Origin of the sequence: Tolypothrix sp. FACHB-123 (assembly GCF_014697075.1) — a bacterium.
Classification (GTDB): domain Bacteria; phylum Cyanobacteriota; class Cyanobacteriia; order Cyanobacteriales; family Nostocaceae; genus Aulosira.
Window position 1 is genome coordinate 39,857 of the sequence record NZ_JACJRE010000021.1, and the last position, 21,332, is coordinate 61,188.

The 21,332-nt window shown below is 39.4% G+C and carries 18 protein-coding genes; 7 read left to right on the forward strand and 11 right to left on the reverse strand.

Features of this window, described 5'->3' with window-relative positions; genetic code table 11:
* Positions 1-28: 28 nt before the first annotated feature.
* Complete coding sequence (locus H6G41_RS15580; RefSeq protein WP_190747095.1) at positions 29-994, forward strand: outer membrane beta-barrel protein; 966 nt, start codon at positions 29-31, stop codon at positions 992-994.
* 338 nt (positions 995-1,332) lie between these two features.
* Here the strand turns inward: H6G41_RS15580 and H6G41_RS15585 are convergent, their stop codons facing one another.
* The 10 genes from H6G41_RS15585 to H6G41_RS15630 all read right to left on the reverse strand — a co-directional run bounded on the left by H6G41_RS15585 (position 1,333) and on the right by H6G41_RS15630 (position 11,024).
* Complete coding sequence (locus H6G41_RS15585; protein ID WP_190747096.1) at positions 1,333-4,608, reverse strand: efflux RND transporter permease subunit; 3,276 nt, start codon at positions 4,606-4,608, stop codon at positions 1,333-1,335.
* Positions 4,609-4,781: 173 nt separating this feature from the next.
* Positions 4,782-5,777, reverse strand: coding sequence for a permease (locus H6G41_RS15590; RefSeq protein WP_190747097.1), 996 nt, complete (start codon positions 5,775-5,777; stop codon positions 4,782-4,784).
* 10 nt (positions 5,778-5,787) lie between these two features.
* On the reverse strand, positions 5,788-6,048 hold the full coding sequence (locus tag H6G41_RS15595; protein WP_190747098.1) for a thioredoxin family protein: 261 nt from the start codon (positions 6,046-6,048) through the stop codon (positions 5,788-5,790).
* Positions 6,049-6,075: 27 nt separating this feature from the next.
* Entirely contained in the window at positions 6,076-7,509 is a 1,434-nt protein-coding gene (locus H6G41_RS15600) for an efflux RND transporter periplasmic adaptor subunit (RefSeq protein WP_190747099.1), read from the reverse strand.
* Positions 7,510-7,522: 13 nt separating this feature from the next.
* Positions 7,523-7,870 carry a rhodanese-like domain-containing protein gene (locus H6G41_RS15605; protein WP_190747100.1) on the reverse strand — a complete coding sequence of 116 codons (348 nt, stop codon included), beginning with the start codon at positions 7,868-7,870 and terminating at the stop codon, positions 7,523-7,525.
* 92 nt (positions 7,871-7,962) lie between these two features.
* On the reverse strand, positions 7,963-8,358 hold the full coding sequence (locus H6G41_RS15610; RefSeq protein ID WP_190747101.1) for an SCP-2 sterol transfer family protein: 396 nt from the start codon (positions 8,356-8,358) through the stop codon (positions 7,963-7,965).
* Positions 8,359-8,508: 150 nt separating this feature from the next.
* Positions 8,509-8,802, reverse strand: a complete 294-nt coding sequence (locus tag H6G41_RS15615; protein ID WP_190747102.1) for a helix-turn-helix transcriptional regulator — start codon at positions 8,800-8,802, stop codon at positions 8,509-8,511.
* A 16-nt stretch (positions 8,803-8,818) separates the two neighbouring features.
* Positions 8,819-9,109 (reverse strand): DUF4405 domain-containing protein, encoded by a 291-nt coding sequence (locus H6G41_RS15620; protein ID WP_190747103.1) that lies wholly within the window; start codon positions 9,107-9,109, stop codon positions 8,819-8,821.
* Positions 9,110-9,113: 4 nt separating this feature from the next.
* Positions 9,114-9,566, reverse strand: a complete 453-nt coding sequence (locus H6G41_RS15625; RefSeq protein WP_190747104.1) for a DNA-binding protein — start codon at positions 9,564-9,566, stop codon at positions 9,114-9,116.
* Between the two features lie 153 nt (positions 9,567-9,719).
* Positions 9,720-11,024 carry an NAD(P)/FAD-dependent oxidoreductase gene (locus H6G41_RS15630; RefSeq protein ID WP_190747105.1) on the reverse strand — a complete coding sequence of 435 codons (1,305 nt, stop codon included), beginning with the start codon at positions 11,022-11,024 and terminating at the stop codon, positions 9,720-9,722.
* Positions 11,025-11,436: 412 nt separating this feature from the next.
* Here H6G41_RS15630 and H6G41_RS15635 point away from each other — a divergent pair, with 412 nt between their 5' ends.
* From H6G41_RS15635 to H6G41_RS15655, 5 genes are all read left to right on the forward strand, one after another.
* A complete protein-coding gene (locus H6G41_RS15635; protein ID WP_190747106.1) occupies positions 11,437-11,667 on the forward strand; it encodes a hypothetical protein in 231 nt (76 codons plus the stop codon).
* Positions 11,668-11,793: 126 nt separating this feature from the next.
* On the forward strand, positions 11,794-12,486 hold the full coding sequence (locus tag H6G41_RS15640; protein ID WP_190747107.1) for an MBL fold metallo-hydrolase: 693 nt from the start codon (positions 11,794-11,796) through the stop codon (positions 12,484-12,486).
* A 79-nt stretch (positions 12,487-12,565) separates the two neighbouring features.
* Positions 12,566-13,105 (forward strand): rhodanese-like domain-containing protein, encoded by a 540-nt coding sequence (locus H6G41_RS15645; protein WP_190747108.1) that lies wholly within the window; start codon positions 12,566-12,568, stop codon positions 13,103-13,105.
* Positions 13,102-13,968 (forward strand): sulfite exporter TauE/SafE family protein, encoded by an 867-nt coding sequence (locus H6G41_RS15650; protein WP_190747109.1) that lies wholly within the window; start codon positions 13,102-13,104, stop codon positions 13,966-13,968. Before H6G41_RS15645 ends, H6G41_RS15650 begins: the two co-directional genes overlap by 4 nt.
* A 251-nt stretch (positions 13,969-14,219) precedes the next feature.
* The gene (locus H6G41_RS15655; protein WP_190747110.1) at positions 14,220-14,645 is read left to right on the forward strand and encodes a hypothetical protein; all 426 of its coding nucleotides are present in this window, start codon (positions 14,220-14,222) and stop codon (positions 14,643-14,645) included.
* 58 nt (positions 14,646-14,703) lie between these two features.
* Here the strand turns inward: H6G41_RS15655 and H6G41_RS15660 are convergent, their stop codons facing one another.
* Positions 14,704-15,900 carry an AAA-like domain-containing protein gene (locus H6G41_RS15660; protein WP_190747111.1) on the reverse strand — a complete coding sequence of 399 codons (1,197 nt, stop codon included), beginning with the start codon at positions 15,898-15,900 and terminating at the stop codon, positions 14,704-14,706.
* Between the two features lie 719 nt (positions 15,901-16,619).
* Here H6G41_RS15660 and H6G41_RS15665 point away from each other — a divergent pair.
* Positions 16,620-21,209, forward strand: coding sequence for a YncE family protein (locus H6G41_RS15665; protein WP_190747112.1), 4,590 nt, complete (start codon positions 16,620-16,622; stop codon positions 21,207-21,209).
* Positions 21,210-21,332: the final 123 nt, after the last annotated feature.

The following is a 21,332-nucleotide window of genomic DNA, read 5'->3' on the forward strand; positions in this document are numbered from 1 at the left end:
CTGAATTTATTTGAAATTTTAAATAACCATGCGTACTTATAAGATTGCGCTTTGTTCGTTAGCTACCTTACTAATTTGGGACATTCATTCTAGTATCGCTTCTCCGCAACCATCACCAGAAGATACAATTGTCGTCCAACTACCTGTAGTTCCTGGCGATCCCAATAATCCCGCAGATTTTCCTGTCAATGACACTAATCAAGCGGTAGATCCGCAAGATGTAAAAGATGAATTAGGCGAGATTGAAATCATTACTCCCCGTCAACAACAACCACCTCAACGTCGCCAGCCAGATGTGCAACTATTACTGCGTTCCTCGGCTTTTACCAGTTCTAATATTACAGGTTTTGAAGCATTTCAACCGAGCGATACAGTATTTATTAATAGCGCCACCTTACTAGCAACACCCAAACTAGGAGAAGAAACCCGGTTAGTAGCGGCTGCTAGCGGTGGTTTGGTGAGATATGCTGACCAAGGAGACTTTAATTACAACTATCTCAACTTTAATGTGGGGATACAGCAAAGAATTGCTAGGGGAATGTATGGTCAACTAGGATGGGTGCAGGAGAGACTATATAGAGATGGAAATGGCGATCGCTTATTATTAGATGATTCAGTTCGCTTAAGTGTAGGACGACAAGACCAATTAGGCGATCGCTTGAGATTAGATTCATTTTACGAACTCCGCGCCAGCTTTGCCACACCTAGCGAGCAAAATCGCGTTGCTAACACCTTAGGGGCGCGTTTGCGCTATGATATTACACCTCAACTTCAAGGTGCATTAGATTATCGCTTAAGTTTAAGAGACTTCACTCAACAAGAGAGATTTGATACGCAAAATCAAATTGGGTTAGAAGCAATTTACAGTATTAATCCAGATTTTTTTATTAGTGGTTCAGCATCCTACCTTTTCGGTGCTTCATCCGATCCGAATGTTGATTTAGATAATTTTTCTGTAGGGATAAGTATCGGGTTAAATGTACCTTTATTCTAAATAAATTATCTCTCTTTCCTTGGCGTCCTTGGCGTCTTGGCGGTTTATTTCAATAGATATTTAATACAATACGGTTTAGTTATGGACAATTGTGGTTTAACCCCTGGAAATGCTCGGTTTCATTCCTTAACCCAACCTTGTATCTTAGGAACAGAGATAAGAGTAATACCAATTCGCTATGATGCAAGGAATATTTATTTAATGAACCGCCAAGACGCCAAGAACGCCAAGAGAAAAGAAGCAATTATTAAGTGCGAGTTTATAGAGAATGTGGTATGGCTCAAGAAATCTGTTGTTTCTCTCTGCGCTCTCTGCGTTCTCTGCGGTTTAAAATTCATTTATTGAACCACAGAGGGAATAGGAACATCCTTCAATTTTGATTGTTTCCCCCGCCACACCTTATAATATAAAATTGGCACAGCCGACCGCGATAATAGCAAAGATGCCACTTCCCCAGCCATCAAGGAAATCGCTAATCCCTGAAAAATTGGGTCAGTTAAAATAATTGCCGAACCAACTATTACTGCTGCGGCTGTTAATAACATCGGACGGAATCGGACTGCACCCGCATCAATTACCGCTTCTTCTAAGGGTATTCCTTCTTTCAATCGCAGTTCAATAAAATCTACCAAAATAATTGAATTCCGCACCACAATTCCAGCCCCCGCAATAAAGCCAATCATGGAGGTGGCGCTGAAAAATGCTCCCATTAACCAATGTGCTGGCATAATTCCTACTAAAGAAAAGGGAATAGCAGCCATAATTACTAAGGGAGTAATAAACGATTGAAACCAACCGACAACCAGGGCATAAATTAACACCAACACCACAGCAAAAGCTATTCCTAAATCGCGGAATACTTCAAATGTAACGTGCCATTCCCCATCCCATTTGATGCCGAATTTTTCTGTAATTGGTGGTTGTTCGGTAAAGTAGGTAGCAATGTTATAGCCTTTAGTATGGGAGAGTTTATCGATTTGAGATTGCACGTTGAGCATAGCATAAACTGCACTTTCAACTTTGCCGGCGACATCAGCAGTTACATAAACTACAGGCTGTAAGTTTTTGTGATAAATACTGTGGTCTGCTGTGGTGGTTTCGGTTTTAATTAAGTCGCTGACAGCTACTAAATTTCCGTTGACTCCTTTGATTTTTAAGGATTTCAGGTTTGCTAAACTGGTACGATTAGCCTGATTTAAACGCAAATTAATCGCTACATCTTCGCGGGATTTGGCATCATGTAGTAAACCCACATTTTGCCCAGATAACGCAATTTGTAAAACTTGAGAAATTTGCGCTGGACTAATACCATTAAGGGCGGCTTTTTCGCGATCAATTACTAATTGATATTCTGTTTGTGGTGATTCCATGTACCAATCCACATCGACAATATCGGCGGTATCTTTATAAATTTGGCGGATTTGTCGCGCTAGTTCAATTTGTTTTTCGTAATCTGCACCGTAGACTTCAGTAACCAAAGTTTGCAATACTGGTGGCCCTGGGGGTATTTCTGCTACTTGTACGCGGGCGTTATACTTATCGGCAATTTGCTTTAATTGAGGGCGGATAGCTTTAGCAATATCATGACTTTGGCGATGGCGAACGCCTTTTGGTAAAAAATTCACCTGCATATCTGCGATATTCGCACCAGAACGCAAAAAGTAATGTCGCACCAAGCCATTAAAGTTGTAAGGTGAAGCAGTGCCGATATAGCTTTGATAATTAGTTACTTCTGGGACTGTAGTTAAATATTGTCCCATTTCTCGCGTTACCCTCGCCGTTTGTTCTAGGGTTGTCCCTTCTGGCATATTTAAGACAATCTGCAATTCGCTTTTGTTGTCGTAGGGTAGCATTTTCAGAATTACTAACCGAAATCCGGCTAATCCTAAAGCTGCTATTAATAAGGCTAGTGTTCCCGCAATAAAAGCATTTCCCCATTGACGACGCGCAATTAATGGACTCATGAAACGGCGATACAATCGGCTGAGAAAGTCTTCCTCCTCATGTCCATGATTGTGAGTGTTATAATTCCCAAAAAACCGCATCGTCGCCCAAGGGACAACAATAAACGCCACTAAAGCTGAGAATATCATAGCGGCGGAGGCTCCTAAAGGAATTGGGCGCATATATGGCCCCATTAAGCCGCCCACAAACGCCATTGGTAAAATTGCCGCAATTACGGTTAATGTCGCCAAAATCGTCGGATTTCCCACCTCGTCTACAGCTTCGAGGACTATTTTTTGTAGCGTCTTTTGGCGGTTGCGCGATAGCTGAAGTCGGGTTTTGTTTTCGGGAAGTTGTAGATGACGACCAACATTTTCTACCACCACGATCGCATCATCGACTAAAATCCCAATGGAGAAGATTAGCGCAAAAAATGTTACACGGTTTAAAGTAAAGCCGTAAAATACAAAACTAGCCAGAGTTAGCGCTAAGGTTACAGGGATAGAGACAGCCACTACCATCGCCTCTTTTTTACCCAGTGCAAACCACATAAGGACAGTAACAGAAATTACTGCAATCCCCATGTGGACTAATAACTCATTAGAACGTTCGGCGGCGGTTTCGCCATAATCCCGCGTGACTGTTAGCTGTACATAGTTGGGGATGTAATTGTGCTGAATTTCCTTTAATTTGTGCAATACATGATGGGAAACTTGAATTGCATTTGCACCCTGACGTTTTGCGATCGCAATTGTCACCGCATCCGCTTCACCCTGAGTTGCTTTTTTACCCTGTCCAAAAAATACATAACTAGCTGGTTCTTCTGCACCATCAGTAATATTAGCGACATCCCGCAAATATACAGGTTGATTATTCGCTACACTCACAACTAAATTTTGAGCATCTGATGCCGAGCGAATAAAGCTTTGAGTTCTAATTAAGAAAGATTGATTATTTTGACTCAAAGCACCGCTTGCTAGCTCTGTATTTTGTAACTGTAAAGCTTGAGAAATATCTAAGGGAGTTAAACCAAATGCATTTAACCTCACTGGGTCAATTTCGATACGTAGCTGTCGTTTTTGACCGCCGATAATGGTAGTTTCGGAAACATCTGGTACTTGCTTTATCTGCTCATCTAATTGCGCCGCTATTTGGCGTAAATCGGTAGCGTTGGCTTGATTACTCCACAAAGTTAGGGTGAGAATAGGGACATCATCAATGGCGCGAGATTTAATTAAAGGTTGAGAAACACCAGCAGGTATTTTATCGAAGTTAGCATAGAGTTTGTTGTAAAGTTGAACAATAGCATCTTCGGTTTTTTGACCAACATAAAACCGGACAATAGCAACAGATGAACCAGGGCGAGAAGTAGAATAAACATACTCAACACCTGGTAATTCTTTAATTAACTTCTCCATTGGGAAGGTAACACGCTGTTCTACCTCTTTGGCTGTAGCACCGGGCATTTGCACGAATACATCTGCCATTGGCACTGTAATTTGCGGTTCTTCTTCGCGGGGGAGAATTATTGTTGCTCCAATGCCTAATAATAATGAAACTAAAATAATTAGGGGAGTTAATTTAGAGTCAATAAATTTCTTGGCTAGTCTGCCAACAAAACCAAGTTTAGATTGATGTTGTAGTTTTGGTTCTGAACTTTTACCGTTCATGGATTTAGGATTGTAGATTGTGCTAATTCGTAATTCGTAATTCGTAATTTGTAATTACATAGATTTCTAGATTTAAATCTGTTGCCCAACTTTAGAGAATTGGCAGCAGCAAGAGGAGGGAAGTCTAAAAATTAGATTTGAATAAAGTTACTGCTTGAAGTTTACGAAAAAAATCAGGTTAGTAGAAAATTAAATAGATAGCCAACGCTGATAATACCGACTGTGACCAAAGAGATAAATACTAATAGTAGTTTTGGCTGCAATACTTTCCGTAAAATCACTATTTCTGGTAGAGATAGGGCAGTTACAGCCATTGTGAAAGAAAGCACGGTTCCTAAAGGCATTCCTTTATGAACTAGAGCTTCGGTAATCGGTAAAACCCCAGCAATATTGGCGTAAAGAGGAACGCCGATCATAGTAGCTATTGGCACAGCTAGTGGATTACTCGCACCTGCCCAACTTGTAATCAAATCTGCTGGTACATAGCCGTGAATCCCTGCGCCAATCGCAATTCCGAAAACAACATACAGCCAGACTGACTGGAAAATTTGGCTAGACTGGAACTGGCCTTGCTGAAATCGCTGTTTCCATGTCATAGCATTGTCATCAAAATCAAGCTGCTCGTAGTTTTGCGGCTGACGATTTTTTTGTAGTTCCCAGACAAATGGCTCTACCCATGTTTCTAAGTTCAGCAAGCCAATTGTATAACCTGCCACTAGTGCCAGTAGTACCCCAAATCCGATATACATCAAAGTGACTTTGGCTCCGAACATTCCCCAGAGTAATATCACCGCAACTTCATTCACCATTGGCGCAGATATTAAATAGGAAAAAGTCACGCCTAATGGTACGCCAGCTTCTAAAAATCCGATAAACAAAGGTACAGCAGAACATGAACAAAACGGGGTCACAATCCCTACCATTGCTGCCATAAAATTACCAAGAATGGTACGTTTTCCTCCCAACCAATACCGGACTTTTTCTGGTTGTAAAAAAGTTTGCAGCGTACCGACCACAAAACTAATAATGATTAATAATGTCAAAACTTTAGGAACATCGTAGAGAAAAAAGTGCAGACTAGACCCCAAATTAGATTCTAAAGATAAACCCAAAATTTGGGTAACAATTTTAGTCGCCAGCCAATTAAAGGGAGAAAATGGGTCAGCCATTAGCTTATTCTCAACTTTGTTGTAGTATGTTTTGTTGAATGTTTTGCTGAATTTGTACAGCAGGTAAAACCTGACCTTTGCTAATCAGTTTTTGGTTAACGAACAAGGCAGGAGTAGAGATAATACCTCGCTGGGCAATTTCTATAGGATCGGTGATATGGCTGATTTCTGCTTCGATGCCTAAGTTGGCGATCGCTTCTTTGGCATTCGCTGTTAACTGTTGACATTTCTTACAGCCTGTGCCGAAAACTTCAACTTTTATCGTACTCATGAGTACAACTCCTTTATTTATTAACATTTATTTATTAGCAACAACCTGCTGTCCATCTCGCAGTTCTTCCACATTGCTAGTAATGATGCGATCGCCTGTTTCTAACCCGGAAACAATTTCTACTTTTTTCTCTTGCATCTTCCCGGTTTTTACCCAGCGTAATTGAGCAGTATTATTCGCAGCAATTACATAAACACCTTCTAATTGACCGCGCTGAAAAACAGCATTTTCCGGAATCATCATCACTGTGCGCGTTTCACGAGGTAATTCTAAGCGCCCAAACATTCCTGGCATTAATTGATAGGAGTTATCCAAAGCAACTTTTACCGTAAAACTACGTGAATTTAAGTTAGCAGAAGGTACAATTTGCCGCACGCGACCAGTAACGTAACGGTTCACAGTATCTAACTGTACTGTTACTTCGTCCCCTAATTTAACTAGAGAAATCAATGATTCTGGGACTGCGACAGTTAAACGTAGGCGGTTGGTGCTTTCTAATGTCACTATAGGCTGTCCTGGCCCGGCGATCGCACCCACTTCTGTATGCTTTTTAGTAATCACGCCGGCAAAGGGGGCGGTAACGGTGCCATAGTTTAAGTTAGCGAGGGTTTGCTGTTGTCCGGCTTTGGCTTGCTGAACTTGGGAACGTGCTTGTTCTACACCGCCTTTGGCTTGCTGGACTTGGGAACTGGCTTGTTGTACGCCGGCTTTGGCGCGATCAATTCCCCGTTTGGCTTGATCGATACCGGCTTTGGCTTGTTTAATTCTGGCTTGAATCAATGCGACTTGTGTATTTGCTTGATCCAACTGTGACTGACTCACAGCGCCATCTTTTTGTAGCATCGCCATGCGGCGTTGATTTAATTGCGCATCAGCTAGCTGTGCTTCTGCTTCTTGTAGTTGGGCTTCGGCTTCACGTTGCGCCGCTTCCGCTTGATTTAACTGTGCTTCAGCTTGAGATTTACTAGCTATTGCTTGAGTTTCTGCGGCTGAGGCGACTGTAACGCCAGCTTGCGCTTGAGCAATGGCGGCTAATGCTTGATTACCTTGGGCTTGGATATCTTTAACATCAATAATGGCGAGGACTTGACCGGCTTTAACTTTGTCACCTTCTGCTACAGGTAAACTTTGAATTTGTCCCTGAATGCGGCTGGTTGTTGTGACAGTTTCTACAGATTCGATAGTACCAGTGAGACTGCTGCCACCAGCAATAGATTCTGGGGCGGCTGTTGTCGTTTCCACTTCTAGGGGTTGGAGATGGGCGGTTATGGTTTCCGTTGATTCGGAAGGGTGACGCAATAACCACAACCAAGCCACACCCCCAAAAGCGATCGAAAAAACGCTAATTAAAGCGATCGCCCGCAGCCGCTTGGGTTTTTTGGGTTGTAGTTCTGGGGCTGGTTCTGTGGTAATTTCTGTATGAGTAGCTTCCAAGTGAACGGACGATTGATCGTTAAACATAAGTTTTATCTAGCTAGGGATTGTTTCCGCGTTGCAGAGGATAGCCCAACTGTTGCCATGTCATAATGCCGCCTTGCAAGTTGTAAACTTTAAAGTAGCCTTGCTCCACTAACCAACGGGCTGTAGTTAAACTGCGGTGTCCTGAGAGGCAAGTAACAACTATTAATGCGTCTTTGGGAATTTCCTCTAAGATATTGCTTTGGCTAAGGTAACGCGCTCCGGGAATATGCCCAAGAAGGTACTCCATCCAACTGCGTGCATCGATAATTGTGAATTGTGCTTGACGCGATCGCAGTTGTCTAGCATTTAAGTCAAAAGGTTGGGCTTGATTTTGTTGGTTATCTTTGAGAGTACGTTTCATCAGGATTTTAGATTTTGGATTTTGGATTGGGGTAATTCTCTTGCGCCTGTTTCACGCATAGAGGCGCAAAGAGATGAAGAGTGAGAAGTGATTTAAACTTTACCCATAACGGAAAAGGATTTGATAAATGGCCCTGCCATGCGTGGATCTTTAATCATGGCAAGATAATCTCCCACACGGAATTGCAGCTTACGTGACATATAAGCCATACTTAATCCCATCATGTTTAAGCCCTTAGTTACCCACTGTTGCCAATGATCCTTATCGGCGCGTAAGTCCCAATTGAGTTTTTGCCCATTGTAGGTCTCTGCATGGATGGCTTTTCCATCGATAATAGTGAGTACACCTCTTGGTTCTGGCTCATCTTCAAACCCATAACCAATTACTGAACTGAAATGAATTTGTTTCAGTGCATCTGCTAACTCAGGCTCTTGATTCCATTTTTCTGCGTAAGCTTGCATCCATTCTGAGGAAAATAATTCTGTCATGTTATTACTCCAATTAGGGATTAGGGATTAGGGGCTAGAGAGAGATACCAAATAACCAACAGACTACTGATTCCCCCAAATTAGTAGAGCTAAACTGCCAAGTAGTAATAGCCAGGAAAAAAATCTTCGGATGTGGCAAGGTATCATAATTTACCTAGTAACGTTACAAAAAACATGTTTGCACATAGATAAAAGTTCAATGTCGATGACGCGGTAGTAGCGCCAAGAACCGTCACGGCGACAGGTTAAAACTCCTGCGTCTTTCATTAGTTGCAGGTGTCTAGAGACATTTCCTTGTTTTAGCCCAGTGCGATCGCATATTTCCTGCACAGTCTGCTCTTGATTGCATAATGCTCCTAAAATCTGCAATCTTGTCGGTTCTGCCAGAACTTTAAAGCGGCGTGCTAATAATTCTAATTCGTTCGGGTTTAGCGCAATTTCCATACATCTTTAATAAAGATTATTCCCATAGATTTTGACGATTATTCAACTTTCCTAAAATTCTCTGATAAATTATCAGATGAACCACTGTAATACACAAAGTAATTACACCCATAAGTAAGTGGAGTTTGCCCCATTCATGTTGTAATAAACTAAATAGCCATACAACTATACTCACACATTTATCTGTAGGGGCAAACCACAACAATACACCTGTAATTAATGTCAAACTCCAGCCAGTAATTAGTGCTAAAACATCTACTAAATGAAAGTAAATCTCTAGCCTATGATTGGGATCATCGCTGTTCATCGGCTCACCTTTGGTGTCTTCTCCATCCAGCCCAAACTGGTATACCATCATCAGAACGTAACTTCAAAATTTGATTTTCTTTCTTAACTTGGGCAGCAATAATTGTTGGCTTTCCAGCAAAACTAATTCTTGAGCCTTTGACTTCAATATTGTCTTGCAGATGAAATTGGATGTTTTGTTGATTGATATACCATGCTGGCCCTAAATGCACTGGAATCACTTCAGTTGAAGTTTTAACTTTTAAATGCAAGCCACCAGACATACCTCTAACAGAAGAGATATTATCTATAGCAATTACTTGTCCCGTTATAGTTTCTACAGTTTTTGGGTTATATATACGTTGGTAGGGAGTAGGTCTATAAGCGCGTCCTCCTGTGCCTGATTGGGCTAGTACAACTGGTAGGCAAAGTACAGTCAAAATTGAAAAAGTTGCGATTGTTGGAATGATTCTTATCATATTTATTTCTCCTGTTTCTGGTTAATGATTTTTGGCAGAATATCCAGATTTGCCAGAGAAAGTTTTGGGGTTAAATCTAGAAAAAATTGATTTTTATTTGGTGCGTTGCGCTACGCGACAACACACCCTACATTTTCTACAAATGACAAATGACTATTTCATTTCTACAGGTTGAAATTTTTGTGATAAATCCAATTCCTCAATTGGTTTTACTAGGGTTAAACCCATAAGATTTAATCCCCATTGCTCGAACCAAGGAACTCCTAAACCCCAGCGCATTTTCGCTAAAAAAAACTTTTCAAAAGCAGTCTTCGCCCAACTTACCCAAAGTCCTTCTTTAGCTATAGCTCTCCGCCTTTGTTGAGTAATTGGATCTGGTAAAACTTGGTCTGCTAAAAATGCAATTCCTGTATCGCCAAAATCGGCTAAACAAAGTGCTTCTAAAGTTGGTGTTACCAAGGGTGCAGAAATTGCTTTCAGTTGGACAGCAATATTATGAGCTACAGCCATTCCCATTGCTTCTGTCATTTGTCCAGTTTTGGGTACACCGATGGGAATTGGTGTTTGTTCTGGTGGTTTAAGTTGGGAAATCACTCCCACACTATATATAGATGGAAATTGAGGATGTTGGTAAGTTGGTAGTACAGGTAAAAATCCTGTTTGATCCGTTAAACCAGGCGCTTCTCGTAAGAAACGCGGCCCGCGAAATGGCGGAAGTAGCATACTAAAACTAAAGGGTAGAGAATGTCCATTTGCTAAGTAAATTTTGTCTGTCCCAACATAGCTAATCGCAGTATTTTCCAAAACTGTAATTTCTTTTTCTTGTAGTAATTTAGTTACTAACTCCGCAGAATTTGCCATTCCCCCAATTCCCAAATGTCCAACATAGGGTTCTGGTGTGACGAAGGTAATAGAAGCGCGATCGCGTAATCCATATCTTCGCAATAGCCAGTCTGTTAGTAATGCAAACTCGTAAGCTGGGCCAAAACAACTAGCGCCGGGTACTGCTCCCACCACTATTGGCCCTGGTTCTTGGAGAAACTTTTTCCAACATTCCGCAGCTTGGATTGCATGATGTGGATTACACACCGATTGCACATATCCTCGATCCAATCCAGGGATTGCATCTAACGCTAGTTCTGCACCGGTCGCAATCACTATGTAGTCATAAGAAATTACAGTTCCGTTTACAACGATTTGCTGCAATTCTGGCTCAATTTGGCTAATTTCTCCTAATATCCAATCTATTCCGCGATTTATTAGCAGATTTTCTACATCTAATTGAATACTCTCAAGTTCTTTAAGATTCAACCCTACCCAAGGTAGGGAAGGAATAAAAGTGAACTTAGGGGTATTGGAAATGAGTGTAATTTGGTGCTGTTTTGGTAGTAGTCGTCGCAGCTCGTAGGTAACGGGTAATCCGCCGATTCCCGCACCAATCACCACAATTCGAGCCATAAAATTCCCCCCGGTAACTATTTAATCAAGCTAGAGTCAACCAGCTCTTACTAGTTACAAGGTTCGCTCACTGATACCGTCTCGTGGCGTCTGCAACTGACTTACTCCAGCAGTTTTACCTTATAACTACTATTTTATGATATAACTATATAGTAATAAAAGCTGTTGGTAAATTAAAATCATAAAAATCTTTACATTCAATTTCAGGTTTTTACGCTATTGCGGTTTTTGAGGAATAGGGTATGAGGAACAAATACAACAGATTGTGACTTCTGCTTACTTCATTTACCGGAAAAATGACAACTGTAGGGGCGGTTTCACCGATTCCTCATTGATTAACAAAAATCTAAATAAACCCGCCCCTACTAACTCAGGACTGTTGATTATTGATTCTTTCACAAGGTGCATTTCTATGTATACATCCTCGATCCTGGCATTTATGGTTGCACTGATCGCCATCTTTGTGCGATTCAACTTCCGTCATGAAGAGATAGTAGTTGTTTTAACAAGCACCATTGCCGTAATCAGCCTATTTATTAGTTTTGTTTTCAGTCCTATGGTCTTAAAGATTGTGATTTTAGTTACTTCTTTATGGGGGCTACGGTATTACTGCCGTCGCCGTTCCTGTGATGACATAGAGTAGAAAGGCTTACCAATCAGGAATTTTAATTATTTTTTTGCAAAATATATAGACAAATATACTATATTACTATATAGTAGTATTATCAAATAAGATGACTTGCAAGAAAGATAATCGGAGTCAGCCATCATGTTATTTAGACAACTTTTCGACCCAGAAACAAGTACATATACGTATTTAATTGGCGATCGCGCGACAAAATTTGCGGTCTTAATCGATCCGGTATTAGAGCAAGTAGAACGGGATATCAAATTGCTCAATGAACTAGGACTAACTCTTAAATACTGTCTAGAAACCCATATCCACGCCGACCATATTACAAGTACAGCAAAACTGCGGGAGTTAACAGGTTGTCAAGGAATAGTACCAGAGAATGCGCAAGTTGCTTGTGCAGACCGCTTAATGAAAGATAAAGAAGTATTAGAGTTAGGGAGTGTAAAAATAGAAGCGATCGCCACTCCCGGTCATACCGACAGCCATAATGCATATCTGGTTAATGGTACTCACTTGTTAACTGGAGACGCGCTACTGATTCGTGGTTGCGGAAGAACAGACTTCCAAAGCGGGAATGCAGAAGCCATGTATGACGCCATCACGCAGAGATTGTTTACCCTACCAGATGAAACCTTAGTTTATCCCGGTCACGATTATCGCGGACAGACAGTTTCTACTATTGGTGAAGAGAAACAATGGAACCCGCGACTAGCCGGACGTAGCCGCAGCGAATTTGTCCAATTAATGGCAAATCTCAACCTACCCCAACCCCAAAAAATTCAAGAAGCCGTTCCAGCAAATCAGCGTTGCGGTAGCGCCGCCGCTTAGTTGAATATACAGCCAAAAAAATATACCTCAAAACTTCTTTACTTCTGCCCTCTGCTTTTCATTACAAGGATACAATTCGATGACTACTTCTGGTGTGAACAAATTACAAACTGTGAATGCGCAAACTCTCAAACAGCTAGTAGAACAAAAAGCTGTGACATTAATAGATGTACGCGAACCAGCTGAGTATGCAGGAGAACATATCCCAGGCGCAACATTAGTTTCCCTCTCCAACTTTGACCCGCGCAAGATTCCTCAAGATGGTAGCATGGTTCTCTATTGTCGCTCTGGTAATCGCTCGGCAATGGCAGCCCAAAAGCTATTTAGTGCTGGGTTTGCAACAGTCACTCATTTAAACGGTGGGATTGGTGCATGGAAAGAAGCTGGTTATCCTACCAACATCAACCGCAAAGCTCCAATTAGCTTGTTGCGCCAAGTTCAAATTATTGCAGGCTCATCAATATTAATCAGTACATTACTAGGAGCATTTGTTTCTCCCTGGTTTCTACTTGTTAGTGGCTTTATGGGAGCAGGCTTAATCTATTCAGGCATAACAGACACTTGTATATTGGGGATGATGGTGGCGAAATTACCTTACAATCGGCGGAGTATTGTATGACACTGTGGATTATCGGACATCTACTAGCTGCTTGTATTGGCTTAAGCTTAGGCTTAATTGGCGGTGGTGGTTCGGTGCTAGCGTTGCCCATTTTAGTTTACGTCATGGGTATAGCGCCAAAATCTGCGATCGCCATGACCTTGGTAATTGTTGGTACAGTTAGTTTACTGGGAGTAATTCCCCACTGGCGAGCCAAAAATGTCATGCTGAAGACGGCGATGATATTTGGTTCCGCCACAATGTTGGGTGCATTTATCGGGGCGAAAATTGCCACACTCCCAATCATCACCGAAAGCTTGCAGATGACGCTGTTTGCGATCATGATGTTGCTAGCAGCAGTCTTTATGATTCGCCGGAGTTCTCAGCCTAGCAATGCAGATCCACAGTTAGCATTTTATCCCCGACCTGTATGTAAATATTGCTGGTTGTGGTTAATGACTGAAGGCTTAGGTGTAGGGGTATTAACTGGATTGGTGGGTGTTGGTGGTGGATTTGCGATCGTCCCAGCTTTGGTACTATTAGGAAATGTACCGATGAAAAAGGCGATCGGGACATCACTGCTGATTATCGCATTTAATTCAGTTGCAGGTTTTTTGGGCTACCTGGGACAGGTTTCTCTCAATTGGAATCTCATGCTGTCTTTTATTGTGGCTGCAAGTTTAGGCACAATTCCCGGTGCATACTTAGCGCAGTTCGTCCCCGCGCAGAAACTTCAGAAAACCTTTGGCTATTTTCTACTTGCAGTTGCAGCATTAGTATTGGTGCAAAATCGCCATCATCCGCAATCGTCTGCGATCCCAAAACACAGCCCTGTGAAAATCACACAGAAGAATTTCCGAAGTTACTACAGTCACCGTTCATAAATGGTAGACAAACATCAGTGTTAATACGGACAAAAAACAACTGCTAATTGCGATCGCATCAAGGTAGAATTTTTACACAACTTAGTAATTTAACTATATTTATCGTCGGGAACAATCTGCGCTACATGGTGGTCTATATAGGAAAATCAGTGTTTGATTATACTTGATATAATAAACAATATTATTTTTGTACTTTCCTATATAAATTCGCCGCAGTCACTATGAGTGATGGCGCGACTGGAAAAAATGATATGAAACTAGTTAAAAAACTTTTGGCAATATGTTTTTTATTATTTGGCATTCCATTTTCTACAATGGCGATTGTAGATATTCTCAATCCACAAACTACCCCTAAAAACAAAAGCGATGCTGTAGCTGCTTTAACTATTCTTACACTTCCATCAACAGCTGTAGGAGGCTGGTTAATTTGGTCTTTAGCACAACAAAAGCGCAAAGAACAAGCATTACTTATAGAAGCAGAACAAAAACGTCTTAGCTTAGTGTTCTTAGAATTAGTTGATCATAATGCTGGCAGTATAACTGTATTTCAGCTAGCGAGAAATGCGGAAATATCAATCAAGGATGCTAAACAATATTTAGATGACAAAGCTAAAGAACTAAATGCTTCCTTTGAAGTGAATGAAGATGGCAATATTTTGTATCGGTTTTTACTGTAAGAGGTTGTGAAAAAAGTGATTTGCTGTATCTTTGCAACCAAGCAAGAAATTATGCAATCTAGATAATTTGTTGACATCTATCAAGTAAATCAACATTTTGCTTTCTACTCCAAAAATGTTCCTGTAAATCCTGACTCAAAGTTTCCGTATCAGTGGCAGTATTGAGCAATAAAGTTTCTATAGGCAGTTGATATAATACACTATGATAAAGTGCTTGCCTTACTAAGTAAGGGAATCCGCCTGTAAGCTCCATTACTACTTCTAATTGAGGCTCTGTAAGTTCCAGCCCATGTAGCTTTGCTAAATCTGCCACTTGCCATTTAGTAAATGGAGGTAAGTGAATTGTTAACCCTAAATTAAAAGGATGGTTGTGCTTATTTAATTCACCATAAGTATATGTAGATTTAACAATTATCAACCGCAAATTTTGCCAAATCCAGATATCTCTAGTTTCCTCATACCAAGAACGTAATAAAGTGAGAAAATCAGCATAGATATCTGGATATTCAAATAGTTTATTAACTTCATCTAAAGCTAAAATAACTGGGTGAGAAATTGCTGGTAATAAATAGTTTTGAAAATAAATAGTACAGTTCATCAAAGCTCCCATTTCTTCGTGCCAATATTCTTCTAGCTTTGACTCTATACCTAGCTGATATGTGACATTTACACAAAACCACCGCAAGAATTTTTCTAAGGAAGTAAAAACTTTAGTTTCAGCGCAGTGTAAACTTAAACGTACAGTATGATAACTATTTGCTTTGCCATAAGCTAAAATTCTTACCATGAAAGAAGTTTTTCCCATCTTCTGTGGTGCTTTGATATGGATAAATGCATGAGGTTCGCTAATTTCTGCATAACATATCTGTTCTAAACCACGTTCAATATAAAAGGTAGAGGTAAGCGGAACTTGTCCTTCTGGTGGCTCTAAATCTATTTTTTTCCGATTCTGTATTTCTGGAAGTTTTCTCTGAAAAAAATTAATATTTAATCTTTGCTCTAACACAGCACGGCAATTAGTGCGATTCACTTTTACTTCCAAAATTTCCGAAAGTAATTGCCATAACTTAGGAGCCACTAATTGTCTAATGTAATTTTCTGAATAGTTATTTTCTAGAGCAATTTGTGCATAATTCTTTTTTGTCTCGCCAAGGGAAGCCACCAGAATAGCTTTTTGAATAAAAGAGAGTGATTTTCCTGTTTTATTGAGAATTAATGCCTCGGCTGTTTTGATAATTTGTTCTATAGTATTCATTGATTTTTAAAACAAAAATAGTTTGAAAATCTGAACTCTTTATAGCCATCACTTTTGCTGATTAATTAACTCAATAATATCGAAACACAAGTGTTGTAAATACTCTAGCTAGATGGATTAAACCTTCCCATCTGAGCAGGTTAAAATAACCAAAATCAACACCATTAAAGTCAAAATGCCCAAAAAATTGTCTTAAATTCAGGTGTTAAAAATCTCTTTCCTTTGCTGCATAGCATTTGGTAATTTTCTGAAAAAATACTGTGTTGAGTAATTTTATACTAACAATAAATAAACTAACACAGACAAAGAACTTAAAAAAATTAATAAATAATTAATATTTGCAATTTTGTAATATAAATTAATTCTATTAACGCAAAGACATGATTTATATGTATTGACAACTTGCCGTAAATGTGGATAGTGTTCACATTTATGACATTAGCTCTGCAATATTATTCATAATAATTTAGTGACAAAAGACTAGTTAGTTGCCAAACTAGTGAACATATCTAATGCAGAGATAAATATATGACATTTATGATCTTGGAACTTATACATTAAACGTGTTTAAATAAATAAGTTCCCTAAGTATTTGCATCCCATTTATCCATAAATTTCTATCTACTGCTTGGGTTTCTATTCCTCGATGTTGAAGTTCGTAAACCTCTGCAAATATGAAATTATTTAGTTTCATTAACAAGAAAAAAAGGGAAATAAGCATGAATAAACCAGCAAACTCTGCACCTGCTGTTGATTTAGTAATCATAATTGATACTAGTCCTTCCATGAAAGATGAAGCACGCAGCTTAAGTGATGCGGCTGCTAGTGCGATCGCAAAAGCTAAATCTAGTTGTCCTTCAGATTTAAGAGTAGTTTGGCTAGGTATAGAAAGTATTTGGAAAGGAACAAACTTCGACCAAACTATCAGAAATTATCTCACACAAATAGCTAAAGTCTCGGAATCAAAACTCCGGGGGAGAAAAATAGGGACAGTAAAATCGGCGGGAGCGCAAGAAGATGGCGCTCGTGCGATTGAAGATATTGCTGAACACTTTAATTGGCGCAAAGATGCAGCCAGAGCAATTTTTTATCTTGGTGATGAAGCACTTGAAGGTGGTGGAGATAAAACAGAGCAGAAAGATATTCAAGCAGCTGATTTAGCTATCGAAAAAGCTCAAAAAGCAGGAGTTACTGTCCACACCTACTTTGGAATTTCTAATAGCAAACATCAAGAGGGAATTAAAGCTGAATACGCAAGAATTTCCGCCTCAACTGGCGGACAATCTTTTACAGATAAAGATGCTATCAGTGGTTTTAGTGCAGTTTTAGAAAAAGTTATTTGTGGTAGTCGTACACCTAACAATCTAACTCCAACAACTACAGCTAAAACTGTAAAACTTCAACCAGGAGCAGTTTATATTCAAGATTGTGTTTCCAATGAACTAAGCAAACTCTATACTCTAGATTTAGTGACCGGCAAAGCTTCTTTCATTGGTGAGATAGTTACAGAAGTTGCTGATATTGCGTTTGTCAATTCCCATTTATATGGACTGGATCGAGAAGGCGAAAAAACTCGTTTAGTAAAAATAGATTTAAATTCAGGTGATGCGACTGTAATTGGAGATATTGGTTTTGCCGCAGCAGGTTTAGCATATAATCGCCAACGTCAAACCCTATACGCCACAACAGCTAAACAACTAATTGCAATTAATCTCGACACAGCTAAAGGTACCCCAGTGGTAACAGTAGCAGATAAAGAATACAACTGTGGCGAAGTTGCTTTTAATGCTGAAGGCAAAGCTTATATTACTTTGATTGGTTACGACAAGAAGAAGATATTAGCAAGCACTAATTTAGATACTGGTGAAGTTAAAAAAATCGGCGAGATTGGGTTTGCGGATGTCGCTAGTATGGAATTTGTTGGTGATGTTCTCTATGGCGTCACTGGCAACTTCTTTAACTTAGGTAAAGACGGGCAATTAATTCGGATTGATACTAAAACTGGTAAAGGTACATTAGTTGCTATCACCGAACCTGTAGGGCGTTGGGCAGGTATTAGTCTTTATGAACCAGTTACAGCAGTCACAACAGCAATTACCTCAAAATTAACCTCGGAAGAACAATCGGAAAAGATAAAAGTTTCGCAAGAAATTAAAACTGTTAAGGAGGGAAATGTGAGTATTTTAACCATCGACACCAAAAACAATTGTTATGTTATTGATGCCAATCAAATGAACAACTTGCAGCAAAATATTGCAAGTAGCTATGTTTTCGAGAAAGGCAGTTACGACATTAAGATTACTGGCGGACGCTATAGTTACGCTAAGATAAAAACTGAAGGTGAACCTTTTGTTTTACTTTGGATATATGGTGTCGATGGTAGTACATTCATTAACAAAAATACAGGCTTTGAGGTAGGCGCGACCTGGACAACATTAAATGGATACAATGATAACTTGCGGTTAGAAGTTAAGGATAAAGCAGTTCTCAATGCCTTATTCTTTGATGTCAATAAGGCTGATAATGGTGGTTCAATTAATTTATTAATTAACAGTAACAAGCCCTATTTTACGCCTCAAACTTTAACAGTTGACAGCAAACGCAATTGTTATATTTTGGATGAACAATATCTTTCTAGCCTGCAACAATCTGGCGCTAACTTTGTTGAATTAGCCCCAGGTAATTATCGGCTGAGAATCCGTGAAGGTAATGCTAGCTATTGGTCGGATAGTAAGAAATTCAATATAGAACCTTGGGCTTTAATTTGGCTCAATGGTGGAAAGACGATTACCAAACTCACGGGAATTGAAGTTACAGAAACTTGGATTTCCCTGAATGGGTTGAAAGATGAAGCAATTTTAGAAGTCAAAGAAAAAACTACGCTAACAGGTTTATTTTTTGACACCTATAAAGAAGATAACGAAGGACAAATTATTCTTGCAATCGAGTCTGTTAGCGTCTCTGAACTGACTGAAAGATATCAAAAACAAGAAAAGACTGTTACCAATGGATCTGTGACCAATGTTACAACTGAAACTGTAACCACTATTCATGGTAATGGCGGTGGTAACGCTGGTGGTTCGGTAAGTCGTGAAGCAGTGGGTGCGACTGCTGGAAGAGATTTCACCTTCCGATTTAACAACGATGAATTTAAGCAGAAGTGGGAACAGCAGTTACAGCAGATTAATGCATCTATCAAGGTAATAGATCAAACTGATGTTACTCTGGAAGCTAAATATTGGGATCAGCTAGAACAGTGGCTGTTAAAGAACTACGAAAAACACTTCAAAAACCTATCTGTAGAAGTAGCGAAAGTCAGATTTTCAATGGATGCTTATATCCAGCAGATGGAGTTTAGCCTGAACCAACATTTACAAGGTTGGTCTAGTTATTTAGATAGGCTGCTGGAGGAAAGAATTAATGTTGAGATATCCAATAGGATTAACCAGCAAATTAACCAATATGTTGACCAAACCTTTGAGCAAAGGATACGTAACAATATTGGTTTAATTATCAACAATATTGTCAATAAACAAGAACTCAACCAGTATATTGACCGCCATGTCAATCAACAAATTGACCAAACCTTTGAGCAAAGGATACGTAATAACGTTAGCTTAATTATTAACAACCTTGTCAATAAGCAGGAACTGAATCAGTATATTGACCAGCACGTTAACCAGCAAGTTGACCAAACCTTTGAACAAAAAATCAACAACAATGTTGAGTTAATTATCAACAAACTTGTCAATAAGCAGGAACTTAACCAGTATATTGACCAGCACGTTAATCAGCAAGTTGACCAAACCTTTGAGCAAAAAATCAACAACAATGTTGACTCAATCGTTAACAGCATTGTCAATAAGCAGGAACTCAATCAATATATTGATAACCAAGTTAATCAGAGAGTTGATCAAACCTTCGAGCAAAAGATCCAAAACAACATCAATTTAATTACTCAAAATATTGTTGCTAACAATACTGAAATTAACCAGTATGTCAACCAACAAATAGACCATACCTTTGAGGACAAGTTACAGAACAACATTGAATTGATCGTTAACAACATCATCAATAAACAGGAACTCAACCAATATATTGGTCAACATGTTGAGCAACACCTAGACCAAAGCTTTGAAGCTAAGATACGCAACAACATCAAACTCATTACTCAGAATCTCATCACGAATAATACTGAATTGAGTCAGTACTTTAACCAGGAAATCGACAATAGCTTTGAGCAGAAAATCCAAAACCACATACAAGCAATCACCCAGAATATTATCAATGATAATGATGTCTTGAACCATTACCTCGATCAAAGAGTACAGCAAACGGTAAACCACAATACTGAAGTTAATCATAATATTGTGAATATCGTTGCCAACAGTCAGGAAATTAACAGCAAGATTGAAAATATTCGCAACGAATGGAATGACACATTTATCAATCTGGTGACACAGCAAGTTGATGAACTGATTAACATCATTGGTGGTAGGGAAGCATTCATCAAATTGATTACTCAAAATGTTGTGAATAACAATGCTGAGATTAATCAATATGTTAACCAGCAAATCGATAATACCTATGAGCAAAAGGTACAAAATTACGTCAAGTTAATTACTCAAAACATTGTCAACAATAATGAGTTGCTGAATCAGTATGTCGATCAGCGGGTACATCACAATGTCACGAACAATAATGTCGTGATCAAGCAAATTTTCGATAATGAGCAAATAACCCAGAAGATTCAGCATATCTTCAACGACAATACTCAAATTCACCAAAAGATTGAGAGTGTCGTGATCAATAGTACTGAAATTAACAACAAAATTCTGAATTTCGTTGTTAACAGTACTGAGATTAGCAACAAGATTAACAACGTCTACAAGGACATTGACATTAAGATTGAGAATGTGCGCAATGAATGGAATCAAGCATTCATCACTTTGGTGAGACAATATGTTAATGAACTCATCAATATTATTGGTGATAACGATACATTCAATCTCCGGATTGCGAATGCGATCAATATCAAGGTAGACGAACTTCTCAACCAAGTTTTGAGAATTAGAAATGAACTGACTGTGATTATTAACAATGCAGACAGACATCTCTATGAGTGGACTTTGGGAGAATTAATGGCGATCAAAGGTTGCTTAACCGATCGCCAAGCGCTGGTGGAACAACTAGTTACTTTCAGTTCGGAACTGAGAGTGAAGTTGGATAATACAAATTGCGTGGATATCAACACATTCAAGCCATTTAAACCTTTGTCTACTCCTCAGCCTTTACCAGGTAATAAATAGGCGTTACTAGCTCAAACTAACTTAACTGAAGGGTGAATTGTAGAGGTGTCGTTCTTGTATAGCTGGAACGCCCTCTACTTTTATATATGAGAGGTTTCTTGATAAAACAGATAAAATGATCGG